We start from the raw sequence: 14,278 nt of genomic DNA on the forward strand, positions 1-14,278 counted from the left end.
TCCGCAGTCGCATTTCGCGCCCAAACCGCCCACATATCTCTTCAGATATCCATCAATGTCAAAGAGCAGGAGGCAAAAACAAACCAGAAGCGCCATTCTTACTATGGCGTTTCAGGCCGTTTAACCTCAGTCATTCGTCCCGCTTCGCTTTGCTGTCTTTCGTCAGCGCCGGTCCGCGTCCCGCTGCGGTGTGTGCCGCTTCGGTGAGGGGTGTTCTACGCATCTCGATCGGGGGCCGCAAGAGGGATTTTTGCGAAATCGTCATTTTTCTTCGTTAGGCTTCGTTTTTCCTGAGGAAAACTTGGGCAACCTGAGAACGCGCCGGGGCTGAAACACGACCGGGGGCTGTGTTCGATCGCCCTTTCGAGGAGGATTGCGCGCCGAATCTGGGTGCGTCGCCTTGATTCTGCCGACTCGCGCGGGCCGCGATTCCGTCTTTCGTCCGGCGCTCTTCGCCCGAGGCACGAAAAAACCGGGATGGATCGCTCCACCCCGGCTCAATACCGGCTCCAACCTGCCCGCGCAGCGCCTCAGCGCAGGATTCGCCCGCGCATCCGCCAGACCCCCGGCAGCAACACGGCAATATAGATCAGATCGACCACGATCAGGAACAGCCAGAGCTTGGTCAGCAAAAGCCCGACGCCGATCACCGTTCCCATCAGCGTCGCCACCACCCCCAGCCCCTTGAGCTTGAGAGACTTGGGCGAGAAGGTGCGCAGCCGCGAGATCATCAAAAGCCCCACGACCCCGAGCCAGAGCGCCGCCAGCATTGGCGCCGCACTTGCATCCACCCAGCCCTCAAAACTCAAAAACACCGGCAACAGCGCCAACAGCGCCCCTGCCGGGGCCGGAACGCCGGTAAAATGGGTCGTGCTCCCGCCCTCCTCGCCGCGCATCACATTGAAACGCGCAAGCCTGAGGCAGGCCGCCGCGGCATAGACAAGCACGAAGACCCAGCCGAGCGCATTGCCCTCCCCCATCGCGAACCGATAGACGAGCACCCCGGGGGCAACGCCGAAACAGAGAAAATCGGACAGGCTGTCAAGCTCGGCGCCAAATTCGGAGGTGGCCTTGAGACGGCGCGCGATCAGCCCGTCAAGGCCATCAATGGCCGCCGAAAAGAGCAGCAGCAGCACCGCCGTCTCGAACTTGCCCACCATGGCGAAGCGGATCGAGGTGAGCCCGAGGCACATGCCCGACAAGGTCACCAGATTGGGCAAAAGCATCAGGAACGGCATGCGCTCGCGGTCTTGCGGCTCTAGGCTCATCTTCTCTCCCGGATCCTCGGTCATGTCTTGCCGTCACTCAGTTGGCACAGCCCTCGCGCGGGCCCTCACGGCTGACGAGATCGGCAATCACCGTCTCCCCGGCAATCATCGTCTGCCCGATCGAGACCATCGGGTCCACCCCTTCGGGCAGATAGATGTCGAGCCGCGAGCCAAACCGGATGAGCCCGAACCGCTCGCCGGTTTTCAGCACCGCCCCCTCCTGCACGAAAGACACGATCCGCCGCGCCACAAGCCCGGCAATCTGCACCACGCCGTAGCGCAGCCCGTCGGCGGTTTCGACCGCGATGCCGTTGCGCTCGTTATCGCTTGAGGCCTTGTCGAGCGAGGCGTTCAGGAACAGCCCCTCGTGATAGGCGATCTTGGTGATCCGCCCCGCCATCGGCAAACGGTTCACGTGGCAGTTGAACACCGACATGAAAACCGAAACCCGGGTGAGCGGCTGATCGCCAAGGCCCAGCTCCGCGGGCGGCACGGCGGGCTCAAGGAGCGAGACGATCCCGTCGGCGGGCGAGACCATCAGCCCCGGACGCGCGGGCGTAACCCGCACCGGATCGCGGAAGAAGTAATAGACCCAGATCGTCAGCCCGGTGCCGATCCAGCCGAGCGGCGCCCAGATCAAAAACAGCACCACGGCAATTGCCGCGCCGATGCCGACAAATTTGGCCCCCTCGGGATGCATCGGCTTGATGAAGGTGGAAAGCATGGAAACGGACATCGCGAGCCTTTCTCTTTGGTCTTTCCGTCGGCGCCTTCCTAGCGCAACTCGACGCCGAAGGAAACGGGGGCGCGCGTGCTGTGCCGGGGTGCGACAGCGCGCCCCGCATCTCCGAGCAAAAGACTCGGATTGACATATCTGACAATTTTGCTCACCATCCGCGCCAAAGGAGGCCGCGATGATCGTCTGTCACTGCCAGCTTATCACCGACCGAGACATCCATGCCGCCATCGACTGGATGCGCGCATCGGATCGTTTTGCACTCATCACGCCCGGCAAGATTTACCGCGCCCTTGGCAAGCGGGCCGATTGTGGCGCCTGCATGCCGCTTTTCCTTGCCACGATGCAAAAGAATGCCAATCTGTCGGTTCCGGCAGAGCTGGCGGATGTGCCCGCCGAGCTTTGCAATCTGCGAATGCGATGAACCAGAGAGGATAAGGCATGAAAGGCGACGCGAAAGTTATTGACTATCTTAACGCAGCTTTGCGCTCCGAGCTGACGGCGATTTCGCAATACTGGGTGCATTTCCGGCTTCAGGAGGACTGGGGCCTGATGAAAATGGCCAAAAAGAGCCGGGCGGAATCGATCGAGGAGATGGGGCATGCCGACAAGCTGATCGCGCGGATCCTGTTTCTTGAGGGGCATCCGAATCTGCAAAAGCTCGATCCGTTGCGGATTGGCGAGGGCCCGCGCGAAACGCTGGAATGCGATCTCGCCGGGGAGCACGACGCGCTCACGCTTTATCGCGAAGCGCGCGATTACTGCGCCGAAGTCGGGGATGTGGTGTCAAAGAACATCTTTGAAGAGCTGATCACCGACGAAGAAGGGCATGTGGATTTTCTCGAAACCCAGATTGGCCTTTACGACCGGCTCGGCCCCTCGGGCTTTGCGCTGCTCAATGCCGCGCCGATGGACGAGGCGGACTGACGCGCCTGAAATATTTCGCTTCGCTTGCGCGAAGCGACCCGCCGGGGGGCGTTGCCCCCCGGACCCCCCAGGATATTTGCAGCAAGATGAAAGGGAAAACGTGCCCCTGCCGGGGGCGGACAGGCCGATCCATTTCCGGCCATGTCAGGCAGGGCCGCACCGCTGCGGCGTGGGGCGGTGGCAATGTGTTGACGAAGAGGCCGGGCGCAAGCGCCCCGGCGGGGCGATTTTCCGCGTGCGGAGCCCTTGAGACCTGCGGGAGACAAAGCCCCCCGCCTGCGCCGCTTCGCCCCAAGGTCACTTCGCTTCGAAGGCGCAGCCGGTCTTGACGCCAAGTTTGCCCAGCACCATCGCCGCCGGGCAGAAGCCGGTGAAGGCCGATTGGATGAGGTTCACCCCGATGAACACCGTAAACCACAGAAAATAAACGGAAACGGTCCAGGTCAGGATCACGCTGACAAGCACCATGATGCCGGCAAAGACGAGAACGGCACGGTCGAGAGTCATGGGAAGCTCCGGTTGTTGCAAGAAAGACGATCAGATCCTTCCCAGCTAGCATTCCCGCGCATCAAATTCAAGTTCGGGAATATTTGAGGCGCTTGACCTTCCCGAAACCCGCCGCAAGTGATGAGGAAAGGAGACCGGCATGGCCAGCACCAAGTTCATCGTCGAAGGAATGCACTGCGGTGCCTGCACCGGACGGGTGGAACGCGCGCTCGCAGCCGAGCCGGGGGTTCAGACCGCAAGCGCCAATCTGGTGGCGCGCTCCGTGCGGGTCGAATTTGAGGCTCCGGCAACGGCCGGCTCTCTCGCAGAGGCGCTCGAAAAGGCAGGCTATCCCGCCGCACAGACCGAAACGCGGCTCGAGATCGACGGGATGAGTTGCGCAAGCTGCTCGGGCCGGGTCGAGCGGGCGCTTGCCGCTACGCCGGGCGTGCTCTCTGCGGCCGTGAACCTCGCCACCCGCACCGCGACCATCCAGTATGCCCAGGGCGCCATCGCCCCCTCGGAGCTTGCTCAGGTGGTCAGCGCCGCGGGCTATCCGGCGCGCGTTTCGAGCCCCGAGGCGCCCGCAGAGCCGATGACCACGCGCCAGATCACCGAGGCCCGCAGCTTGCGCAACCGCTTTCTGCTGGCGGCAATGCTGACCGCGCCGGTCTTTTTCCTCGCCATGGGGCCGCATCTTTACCCGCCGCTCCATCACAGCCTCGCCCGGACATTGGGCGAAGACCGCATCCAGGAAATCCAGTTCCTGTTCACCACGCTCGTTTTGCTCTTTCCCGGGCGGATGTTCTTCCGCCTCGGCCTGCCCGCCCTCGCCCGGCTCGCGCCCGAGATGAACTCTCTCGTCGCGCTTGGCGCCGGGGCGGCCTATCTCTACTCCAGCATGGTGGTGCTGACGCCGCGCCTGCTGCCGCCCGGCAGTTTTGATGTTTATTTCGAGGCGGCGGCGGTGATCGTGACGCTGATCTTGCTCGGGCGCTGGCTCGAAGCCCGCGCCAAGGGGCAGGCAGGGGCGGCGATCTCGCGCCTCATCGGGCTGCGCCCCGCCACCGCGCGGGTGCTGCGCGACGGCACGGTGATCGAGCTGCCCATTGAAGAACTCGCCCCCGGCGATCTGGTCGAGCTGGCCCCCGGCGCGCGCATCGCGGTGGATGGCGTCGTCACCGAAGGCACCGGTTTCGTCGATGAAAGCATGCTCACCGGCGAGCCCATCCCGGCGGAAAAGGCCCCGGGCAGCGCCGTCACCGGCGGCACCGTGAACGGCACCTCTGCGCTGACTTTCCGCGTCACCGCCACCGGCACCGATACCGTGCTGGCCCGCATCATCGCGCTGGTCGAAGAGGCGCAGGGACAAAAACTGCCGGTGCAGGCGCTGGTCGACAAGGTCACCCGCGTCTTTGTGCCCGCGGTGATGGCCCTTTCCACCCTCACCTTTCTGGTCTGGTTCAGCCTCGGGCAGGGCCTTTCCGCTGCGCTCGTGGCCGCGATCTCGGTGATGATCATCGCCTGCCCCTGCGCGATGGGCCTTGCCACACCGGTCTCGATTCTCGTCGGCACCGGGCGCGGCGCGGAACTGGGCCTGTTGTTCCGCCGCGGCGACGCGCTGCAGCGCCTCGCCGAGGTCGAGACCGTCGCCTTTGACAAGACCGGCACGCTCACCGAGGGCCGCCCGGCCCTGACCGCAATCTTCCGCGCGACAGACAAGACGGAAGACGAGATCCTCCGGCTTGCCGCAGGCGCCGAGGCGCGCTCCGAGCACCCGCTGGCCCATGCCGTCGTTGCCGCCGCCGAGGCGCGCGGGCTCCCCCCCGCCCGCGCCCGCAAGGTAAGCGCCACGCCGGGGCGCGGCCTTTCTGCCGAGGTCGAGGGACACCAGATCCTGCTGGGCAATGCCGCGGCACTGACTGAGGCGGGGATCGACACCACAGCCCTGAACAAAGCCACGGAAGCCTTTGCACAGGCAGGCAAAACCCCGGTCCTTGTGGCGCTTGAAAGCGTGCCCGTCGCGGTGCTGGCGCTCGAAGATCCGCCCAAGGCCCATGCCGCCGACGCCGTCACATCGCTCAAAAACCAAAGCCTTTCCGTGGCGATGATCTCGGGCGATGCGCAGGCCACGGCAGAGGCCGTCGCACGCGGCCTCGGGATTGACCACGTGACCGCGGGCGTGCTGCCTGCGGGCAAGGTCGCGGCGATTGCGGCGCTCAAAGCGCGTGGCGCCACCGCCTTTGTGGGCGATGGCATCAATGACGCACCCGCGCTTGCCGCCGCCGATGTTGGCCTGGCGCTCGGCTCGGGCACCGATGTGGCGATCGAGGCCGCCGAAGTGGTGATCACCGGTGCCGATCCGCGCGGCGCGGCGCGCGCCGTGGCGCTTTCGCGCGCGGTGATGCGCAACATCCGCCAGAACCTGTTCTGGGCCTTCGCCTACAATACCGCGCTGATCCCGGTGGCGATGGGCGTGCTCGTGCCCTTCGGCGGGCCCGGCCTTTCGCCGATGCTGGCGGCGGGGGCGATGTCGCTCTCTTCGGTCTTTGTGGTCACAAATGCGCTGCGGCTGCGCCGCGCCGCGGGCTGAACCGCCATCGGCAAAGCTCCGCCCATCGCGCCCGCGTGAACGAAAATCCTTTTGCCGCAGCCCTCACGGCTCTGTATCAGGGGTGAAACGAGCCCGTGAAGTCCAGAACCGATGCCCGGAGGCAAAATGCTTTCTCGCCGTTCCCTTCTGCTCGGCGCCGCCGCGCTGACCGGCCTTTCGGCCTGCGGAAATGCCAGAATGTCCTCGAAGAGCCCGCCCGATGTGGCGGGTCTGCACGCCGGGGAAACCCCCGAACTGCGCCACCAGATCAACACCTGGGCCGATCATTATGAGGTGCCCCGCACCCTCGTGCACCGGATTGTGCAGCGCGAGAGCGGCTACAACCCCGGCGCCCGCAATGGCCCCTATTACGGGCTGATGCAGATCCTGCCGCAAACCGCACGCGGCATGGGGTTCTCGGGCGAGCCCACCCAGTTGCTCAAAGCCGACATGAACCTGCGTTACGGCGTCAAATATCTGCGCGGCGCCTGGCTTTGTGCCGATGGCGACGAGGCGGCTGCGGTGATGTGGTATGCGCGCGGCTATTATTACGAAGCAAAGCGGCGCGGCATTCTCGATGATGTCGGGATGCGTGCCTGAGACGGAAACGATCCCTCATGAGCCACCTGCCCCGCCGGCCCTCCGGCGGGGCTTTTTGCTGTCATTCGGCGGCCCGCAGCACCCGCGCCGGACGCGCGGCCAGAGGGCCGAGCGCGAAGAGCGTGCCCGCCAGCAACACCGCGACGATCCCCCCGGCCACCACCAACAGAGCGGCCAAAGGATCAAAGCGGAACGTGCTCTCCATCACCTGCGTGAGCACCGCCCAACCGGCAAGCGAGCCAACCGCAACCGCAATCGCCCCGGCCGCCGCCCCCAACAGGACCGCGCGCAGCGCGAAAGAGCGCAGGATCAGCCCGCGCGTGGCGCCAAGCACTTTCAAAAGTGCCGCTTCACGCGCGCGCGCATCTTCCCCGGCGGCGGCGGCCCCCAACAGCACGGCAAAGCCCGTGAGCAACGTGACAGAGGCCGCGACCGATACCGCCGTGGCAATCGCGCCGAGCGCCTCGCTCACCCGCGCCAGCGCCTCGCGCACCGGCACCGCCGTCACCGTGGGAAACTCTTTCGCCATCAGCCGCAACAGCCCCGCCTCTGCCGCCGCGGGCGCATAGACTGTGGCCAGGTCGTTATGCGGCGCCCCCGAGATCGCCGCCGGATCGAAGGTCAGCACAAAGCCGATCCCCATGGTCGAAAAATCGACATCGCGAAACGAGGTGATGGTCGCGATGATGTCGCGCCCGAGAATGTTCACGGTGAGCCTGTCGCCCAGCTTCAGGCCAAGTTCCTTGCCCTCTTCGGCGGAAACCGAGACCAGCGGCGGCCCGGCGTAATCCTGCGGCCACCATTCCCCTTCGGTGAGCGGCTCGCGCGGGGTCTCGGCAAAGGTCACGCCGCGGTCGCCGCGCAAAACCCAATGCTCGCCCGCCACCTTGCGCGCCTCCACGCCGTTGATCTCGGTGACAATGCCGCGCAGCATCGGCACGGTATCAACCCGGCTCACCCCCTCCTGCGCCATCAACCGGGTGACAAGCGCGTCCCGTTCGGGGGGCGGAATGTCGAGCAGGAAAAACGCGGGCGCCTCACGCGGGAGTTCTTGCGCGATCGCGCCGCGCAACCCGCTTTGCACCTGCGCCACGGCGGAGAGCACCGAGAGCCCGAGCCCGAGCGCAAGGATCACCGCTGTCGCCTCCGAGCGCGGCGCGCCAATGGCGGCAAGCGCGGCATGAAGCGCGGGCCTGCGCGTGGAGAGCGGCGCAAGCCGCCGCGCGAGCTTGCGGATCGCCACCGCCGCCCCGGCAAGGAGCACCAGCGCCCCCGCCACGCCCCCCAGCGTTGAAAGCGTCAGCACCGGCAGGCCGGAGAACAGCACCGCCGCGAGCAAAAGCGCCCCGGTCAGCCCCGCAATGAGCGCCAGCGTGCCTTTGGGCGGCAGGCCGCGCCGCGCGGTTTCGCTTTCGCGGTAAAGCGTTGCGGCGCGCAATTCACTCAGCCGGGCAAGCGGCCAAAGCGCAAAGATCGCGGCGGTAAGCGCGCCATAAAGCGCCGCCTCGATCAGCGGGCGCAGCGCCAGCCCGACCTTGATCGGCACCGGCATCACCGCCGAAATGAGCCCGGAGAACGCAAGGATCGCCCCCGCCCCCAGCACAAGCCCCGCGATCACGCCCAAAAGCGTCAATGCCGCAAGCTGGATCAGAAACACCGCCCGGATCGTGCCCCCCGAGGCGCCAAGGGCGCGCAGCGTGGCGATGGTCGCGGATTTGCGGGCGATCCAGGCCTGCACCGTGGCAAAGATGCCGACGCCGCCCACCGCAAGCCCGGCAAGCCCCACCAGCACGAGGAACGAGCCGAGCCGGTCGGTGAACCGCTCGACGGAGGGCGCGGCGTGGGTCTCGTCGGCCCATTTCATCCCCGCCCCCTGAAAGCGCGTGAGCGCCGCGGCTTTGAGGGCGGCAATGTTCTCGCCTTCGGGCAGCAGCACACGGTATTTCGTCTCGTAAAGTGTTCCCGGTGCGAGAAGCGGCGTGCCCTCCAGCGCCGAGAGCGCCACGACCGAGCGCGCGCCAAATGACATGCCCGCACGCGCCGCATCGGGCTCGCGCAGGAGCCGCGCCATCAAAACGAAGGTTTCGCCCCCGATCTTGAACCGGTCCCCGACCCTCAGCCCAAGCCGGTCGGCCAGCACCGGGTCCAGAAAAGCACCGGGCGTGCCCCCCTGCCCCGCCAGCGCATCCCCCCCGACCGGCGGATCGAGCACGGCCTGCCCCAAGAGCGGCCAGGCCCCGTCCACGGCCTTCAGTTGCGTCAGCGCGGTCTCGGCGCCATCCGCCGTGCTCGCCATCGAGCGCATCTCGACCAGCTCGGAAAACTGCGCCGCGTGCTCCGCGATCCAGCCGCGCTCTTCGGCGGTGGCGCGGCGATAGGTGAACTCCAGCTCGGCCTGACCGCCGAGCATTACCGCCCCTTCGGAGGCAAGACCCGCCTTGATCGCCTCGCGCACCTCGCCCACCGCGGCAATCGCGGCAACACCCAGTATCAGGCACAGAAGAAAGATCCGAAACCCCTTGAGCCCGCCGCGCAGCTCCGCCCGCGCGATCCGCAGTGCAAGCCTCATGCGAGCGCCCCCTCGGCCAGCACGCCATCGGCCAGATGCACCAGCCGTGCGCAGCGCGCGGCAAGGTCGGCGGCATGGGTCACAAGCACAAGCGTTGCCCCGGTCTGCGCCTGCAGGTCGAACAACAGCTCGATGATCGCGGCGCCGTTTTTCGCATCAAGGTTGCCGGTCGGCTCATCGGCGAGCAAAATCGCCGGGCGCGGTGCCACGGCGCGCGCCAAGGCCACGCGTTGCTGCTCGCCGCCCGACATTTCGGCGGGGTAATGGCCATGGCGATGCCCAAGCCCGACCCGATCCAGCTCGGCCTTCGCGCGCGCCTGCGCATCCGCCACGCCGGCAATTTCGAGCGGCAGGGCAACATTTTCGAGCGCGGTCATCGTCGGAACAAGGTGGAAAGACTGGAACACGATGCCCATATTCCCCCTGCGGAAGCGCGCCAGATCATCTTCGCTCATCGCGGTGAGATCCCGCCCCAGCGCCGTAACCTGCCCCCCGGTGGCGCGCTCGAGCCCGCCCATCAGCATCAGGAGCGATGACTTGCCAGAGCCCGATGGCCCCACCAGCCCCACGCTTTCGCCCTTCACGATGTCGAGCGTGATGCCACGCAAGATCTCGACCGGGCCCGCGTTTCCTGCGAGCGTCAAACGTGCATCCTTGAGGGAGAGAACCGTGTCGGTCATGAAAACCTGCCTGTCAGTCGTTTCAAAGGGATATGGGGTCTTGCGCGCCCCGGGCAAGGTTTTGGCCGCCGGGATGGTGACGTTTTCTCTCACGCTTTCGGGGGCGAGCGCCGGGCCGGTGACCCTGCTGGCCGTGGGCGACAGCCTGACCCAGGGCTACGGGCTCCCCCCCGGTGAGGGCCTTGTGCCGCAACTGGAGCAGTGGCTCACCACCCATGGCGCCGAGGTGACGGTGATCAATGCCGGGGTCTCGGGCGATACGACCTCGGGCGCGCGGGCGCGCCTTGGCTGGTCGCTCACGCCAGAGGTGGACGCGGTGATCATCGCGCTTGGCGGCAATGACATGCTGCGCGGCCAGCCGCCCGAACAGGCGCGCGCAAACCTTGATGCGATGCTTGCCGAAGTGACGGCAAAGGGGCTGCCGGTGGCGCTCGTGGGCCTGACGGCGCCGGGCAATTACGGGGCGGACTATCAGACGAAATTCAACGCGATCTGGCCCGAGCTCGGGGCAAAATACGATGCCGTCGTCGTTGACAACCTGCTCGGCCCGATTGCCGCAAAAAGCCCCGAAGAGCGTGCCCGCGCGGGGCTGATGCAGGCCGACGGCATTCACCCCTCGGCCGAAGGGGTGACGCTTGTGGTCGAGGCGCTTGGCCCGAAGGTGCTGGAATTGCTCGCGCAGGTGCCCCCCGCGCGGTGATCAGCGGCGCCGGTCCAGCGCGACAAGGAGCCCCGCGCCCACAAGGCTGAGCCCGGCACCAAGGAAGGCCGCGAGGCCATAGCCCGACAGGGCCGCGCCAATGGCGAAAACCGCCGCCGAGACACCGTCGCCCGCGAGCTTTTGCAGCGCCATGAGCGAGGCGCCCGCGCCGGGCCGTTCTGCCATCAACTCCTGCAAATAGGCCATCGGCTGGGTCAGCACGATCGCGCCACCGATCGCCCCCGAGAGCGTGAGCGCCCAGACCGCGGGGCTTTCGGCGAGGATCGGAATGCCGGCAAGGTGGATGGCGTAAAGCACCGCGCCGAAGAAGATCAGCCAGGTCTGGCGGATGCGGCCAATCACGAAGGGCAGCGCCAGCATGAAGGGCACCTCAAGCCCCGCCATGATGCCTGCATAAAGCGCCGTGTCAGAGGGGCCGCGAAACGGGATCGCCGCGAAGACAAGGCCGACCACGACCATGTAGAGCATCACCGCGCCATTGATCGCGCCGAGGGCAAGCACCCGCACCAGCACCGTGGGCTGCGAGATCTCGCGCAGCGCGGCGCGGAAGCTCAGCCCCGAGGGCGCATCGGCCCAGGCTGTTGCCCCGTCGCGCGGCCAGAACCGCCAGGTCAGCGCCAGCATCAGCACCGCAAGGACAAGGCACACCGGATAAACCACGGTAAGCGGCGTGCCGGTGCGAAACACCACCGACCAGATCGGCAGCACCACGACCCAGGGGAGCGCAAAGAGCGCGCGCAGCGTGGAGAGCACCGCCGGGCGTTCCTCGGGCGGGCAGGTCGAGGCGGCAAGCCGCGCGAGCGCGAACACCTGACCGAAGATCGCCCCCGAGATCGGGAGGAGCAGCGCATGTGCCAGCACGAAAACCGGCGTGGTCGGGAACAGCGTCACAAGCGCGGTGCCAAAGGTGAGCGCACCAATCGCCATCAGCGCGATTTGGCGGCGGTTCGCGCGTTGATCGGCGCGGATGCCAAAAATCACCGAGGCGGCGACCGCCACAACCGCCGCCATCACCAAAAGCCCCGAAAAGGCACGATCGGAAAGCCCGAACCGCGTGACGGCAAGCGAAGACACATAGGGCGCGAGCGTTGCCGCATGGGCCCCAAAGAGCACAAGAAGTGCTGCGGCAAGGCGCAGCGCAGGAAGCCGCATCAGCGGGCGGAAGGGCGTGAAAAGCGTCATGATGCCGCGATCCATGCGCCGCGGCAGCGCGAAGTTCAAGGGCTTACGGCAGCACTTTGCCGGGGTTCAAAATCCCCTTCGGGTCGAGCGCCGCCTTGATTGCGGCCATCATTTGCAGCGCTACCGGGTCTTTGTGCGCCGCCATCGTCGCGCGCTTGGAGATCCCCACCCCGTGTTCGGCCGAAAAACTGCCGCCCAAGGCCACCGCCTCTTCGGTCACGGCAGCGCGGATCGCCGCGCCAAGGCCCGGATCAGAGCGCGAAGGATAAGCGGTGTAATGCAGGTTGCCATCGCCCAGATGGCCGATCACCAGCTCCTCCGCCTCTGCATCAAGCGCGGCAAGGCGCGGCGTCATCCGGGTGAGAAAAGTCTCCAGCCGGTCCAGCGGCAGCGCAATATCGCAATCGACGATATCGGGCGTGGTGAAGGTGATCTCGGCCGCCAGTTCGCGCATTTGCCAGAGCTTGCTGCGCTGCGCCGCCGATTGCGCGATCACCGCATCCTTGAGCCGCCCCGCCGCAAGCGCGGCGCCCAACAGCGTTTCGAGCCGCGCCACCGGGCTCACGCTCGCCCCGGTATCGGTGGGGGTGGTGGTGGCGATCTCGACCAGCAGGTTGACCGCGGCGGGCGGGAACGGGCAGGCAAGCCCCGGGCGGGCGCGCGCCAACCGGTCCATGTAGCGCTCGGGCATGAATTCGAACGCTTCGACGGCACCGCCGGTCGCCACCTGGATCGCATTGAGCAGCGCCAAAGCATCGGCCAGCGTATCAAGGCCCACAAGCGCCGTGGCATAGGCGGTGGGCGCCGGGGTGAGCTTGAGCACCGCGGCGGTGATGATACCAAGCGTGCCCTCTGCGCCGATGATCAGATCCCGCAGGTCGTAGCCGGTATTGTCCTTGTGCAGCCCGGTAAGCCCGTTCCAGATCCGGCCATCGGCCAGCACCACCTCAAGCCCGAGGCAAAGCGCGCGCGCCGAACCATAGCGCACCACGTTCGAGCCACCGGCATTGGTGGACAAAAAGCCCCCCACCATCGCCGACCCCTTGGCGCCGAAAGTGAGCGGGAAGGCCAGCCCATGGCCTGCAGCCAGATCATGCAGCGTTTCCAGCACCACGCCCGCCTCGGCCACCACGGTGCGCGTGTCGGGGCTGATCTCGCGCACCCGGTTGAGCCGCGCAAGCGAGAGCATCAGCGCCCCCTCGGCAAAGGTGCCGCCATTGAGCCCGGTATTGCCCGCCACCGGCACCACCTTGGTGCCACTTTCATGGGCAAGGCGGAGCACTGCCGCCACCTCTTCGGTGCTGGCCGGGCGCACCACCGCAAGCGGCGTCCACCGGTAATGGCCGGTCCATTCCCGCCCAAACCCCGCCGCCTCGGCGCCGGTGAGCACATGGTCAGGGCCGAGGATCTCGGCAAGCTGGGCGATCAGGTCCATCACAGTTCCACATGATATGAAAGGGCCGGAAAGAAGTCTGTGCTTCTTCCCGGCCCGAGGTCCAGAAGGGCTCAGTGGCTCAGCATCGCCAGCTGAAGAAATCAGCCGGTGCCGCGGCGAGCATGCGCTTGGCGAGCTCTTCGCCCAGCCGTTCGCCATCGGTGGCGGGGCCGCGAATCGCATCGGCAATCGCTTCCGAACCATCGGGGCGCAGGATCTCGCCGCGCAGCCAGATCTCGTCGCCGTCGATGATCGACAGGCCCGCAATCGGCGTCTCGCAAGAGCCATCGAGCGTGCGCAGGAAGGCGCGTTCGCAGGCGAGCCGCAGCCCCGAGGGGCCATCCATCAAGGGCAAGAGCAGTTCGGCGCAACGTTCGTCAGCGATCCGGCGCTCGATGCCAATGCAGCCCTGCGCCACGGCGGGCAGCATCTCTTCGGGCTCGATCGAGGATTTCGCCACATCCGACATGCCAAGACGGTTCAGACCGGCGCGCGCAAGGAAGGTGGCATCGGCCACGCCGTCTTGCAGTTTTTTCATCCGGGTCTGCACGTTGCCGCGGAACTCGACCATCTTCAGATCGGGGCGGCGATAGGCGAGTTGCGCACGGCGGCGCAGCGACGAGGTGCCGACCACGGCGCCCTCGGGCAGGGCATCGAGCGAGTCGTATTTCAGCGACACGAAGGCGTCGCGGGTGTCTTCGCGCGGCAGGTAGCAGTTGAGGATCAGTCCCTCGGGCTGCACCGTCGGCATGTCCTTCATCGAATGCACGGCAATATCAATGCCGCCGGAGATCATCGCCTCTTCGATCTCTTTGGTGAAGAGGCCTTTGCCCCCCACCTCTTTCAAAGGCTTGTCGGCGGCGATCAGGGCCGCGTTGTCGCCCGAGGTCTTGATCACGACGATCTCGAAGGCGTCTTCGGGCAGATCATGCGCGGCCATGAGCCGCGAACGGGTCTCAAAGGCTTGCGCGAGCGCCAGAGGGCTGCCGCGGGTGCCGATCTTCAGCGGGGCTTTGGGCGAGGGCATCTGTTCCATACGCTTGGCATATCCGCGTCAGATTGCCCGCGCAAGCTTTACAAG

At 66.4% G+C, this 14,278-nt stretch carries 13 protein-coding genes; 5 read left to right on the forward strand and 8 right to left on the reverse strand.

What is annotated here, in order from left to right:
- Positions 1-530: 530 nt before the first annotated feature.
- Together pssA and ACFSM0_RS00010 are read right to left on the reverse strand one after the other, a co-directional pair.
- Positions 531-1,268, reverse strand: coding sequence for a CDP-diacylglycerol--serine O-phosphatidyltransferase (pssA, locus tag ACFSM0_RS00005; protein ID WP_377385303.1), 738 nt, complete (start codon positions 1,266-1,268; stop codon positions 531-533).
- A 37-nt stretch (positions 1,269-1,305) separates the two neighbouring features.
- Positions 1,306-2,187, reverse strand: coding sequence for a phosphatidylserine decarboxylase (locus tag ACFSM0_RS00010; RefSeq protein WP_377385691.1), 882 nt, complete (start codon positions 2,185-2,187; stop codon positions 1,306-1,308).
- Here ACFSM0_RS00010 and ACFSM0_RS00015 point away from each other — a divergent pair.
- Together ACFSM0_RS00015 and bfr are read left to right on the forward strand one after the other, a co-directional pair.
- Positions 2,183-2,428: a (2Fe-2S)-binding protein gene (locus ACFSM0_RS00015; RefSeq protein ID WP_377385306.1), complete on the forward strand. Its 246-nt coding sequence runs from the start codon at positions 2,183-2,185 to the stop codon at positions 2,426-2,428. The genes ACFSM0_RS00010 and ACFSM0_RS00015 overlap by 5 nt on opposite strands.
- A 17-nt stretch (positions 2,429-2,445) precedes the next feature.
- Entirely contained in the window at positions 2,446-2,931 is a 486-nt protein-coding gene (bfr, locus tag ACFSM0_RS00020) for a bacterioferritin (protein WP_377385309.1), read from the forward strand.
- Between the two features lie 297 nt (positions 2,932-3,228).
- Here bfr and ACFSM0_RS00025 read toward each other — a convergent pair whose 3' ends face one another.
- Positions 3,229-3,438 (reverse strand): YgaP family membrane protein, encoded by a 210-nt coding sequence (locus ACFSM0_RS00025; protein ID WP_377385311.1) that lies wholly within the window; start codon positions 3,436-3,438, stop codon positions 3,229-3,231.
- A gap of 139 nt (positions 3,439-3,577) precedes the next feature.
- Between ACFSM0_RS00025 and ACFSM0_RS00030 the strand changes: the two genes are divergently transcribed.
- Complete coding sequence (locus ACFSM0_RS00030) at positions 3,578-6,010, forward strand: heavy metal translocating P-type ATPase (protein ID WP_377385314.1); 2,433 nt, start codon at positions 3,578-3,580, stop codon at positions 6,008-6,010.
- Between the two features lie 126 nt (positions 6,011-6,136).
- Positions 6,137-6,610 (forward strand): transglycosylase SLT domain-containing protein, encoded by a 474-nt coding sequence (locus tag ACFSM0_RS00035; RefSeq protein ID WP_377385316.1) that lies wholly within the window; start codon positions 6,137-6,139, stop codon positions 6,608-6,610.
- Positions 6,611-6,671: 61 nt separating this feature from the next.
- Here ACFSM0_RS00035 and ACFSM0_RS00040 read toward each other — a convergent pair whose 3' ends face one another.
- Together ACFSM0_RS00040 and ACFSM0_RS00045 are read right to left on the reverse strand one after the other, a co-directional pair.
- Positions 6,672-9,179 (reverse strand): ABC transporter permease, encoded by a 2,508-nt coding sequence (locus ACFSM0_RS00040; protein ID WP_377385319.1) that lies wholly within the window; start codon positions 9,177-9,179, stop codon positions 6,672-6,674.
- Complete coding sequence (locus ACFSM0_RS00045) at positions 9,176-9,859, reverse strand: ABC transporter ATP-binding protein (RefSeq protein WP_377385322.1); 684 nt, start codon at positions 9,857-9,859, stop codon at positions 9,176-9,178. The genes ACFSM0_RS00040 and ACFSM0_RS00045 overlap by 4 nt, the downstream gene beginning before the upstream one ends.
- Positions 9,860-9,932: 73 nt before the next feature.
- On the opposite strand from ACFSM0_RS00045, the gene ACFSM0_RS00050 reads away from it, so the two are divergent.
- On the forward strand, positions 9,933-10,559 hold the full coding sequence (locus tag ACFSM0_RS00050; protein ID WP_377385693.1) for an arylesterase: 627 nt from the start codon (positions 9,933-9,935) through the stop codon (positions 10,557-10,559).
- Here ACFSM0_RS00050 and ACFSM0_RS00055 read toward each other — a convergent pair whose 3' ends face one another.
- From ACFSM0_RS00055 to hemC, 3 genes are all read right to left on the reverse strand, one after another.
- Positions 10,560-11,762: an MFS transporter gene (locus ACFSM0_RS00055; RefSeq protein WP_377385325.1), complete on the reverse strand. Its 1,203-nt coding sequence runs from the start codon at positions 11,760-11,762 to the stop codon at positions 10,560-10,562. It abuts the gene before it with no gap.
- Between the two features lie 43 nt (positions 11,763-11,805).
- Positions 11,806-13,197 carry an FAD-binding oxidoreductase gene (locus ACFSM0_RS00060; protein WP_377385327.1) on the reverse strand — a complete coding sequence of 464 codons (1,392 nt, stop codon included), beginning with the start codon at positions 13,195-13,197 and terminating at the stop codon, positions 11,806-11,808.
- A gap of 79 nt (positions 13,198-13,276) precedes the next feature.
- Positions 13,277-14,224: a hydroxymethylbilane synthase gene (gene hemC / locus ACFSM0_RS00065; RefSeq protein WP_377385329.1), complete on the reverse strand. Its 948-nt coding sequence runs from the start codon at positions 14,222-14,224 to the stop codon at positions 13,277-13,279.
- Between the last annotated feature and the right edge of the window lie 54 nt (positions 14,225-14,278).

Origin of the sequence: Rhodobacter lacus, from assembly GCF_042683065.1 — a bacterium.
GTDB classification, from domain to species: Bacteria; Pseudomonadota; Alphaproteobacteria; order Rhodobacterales; family Rhodobacteraceae; genus Rhodobacter; species Rhodobacter lacus.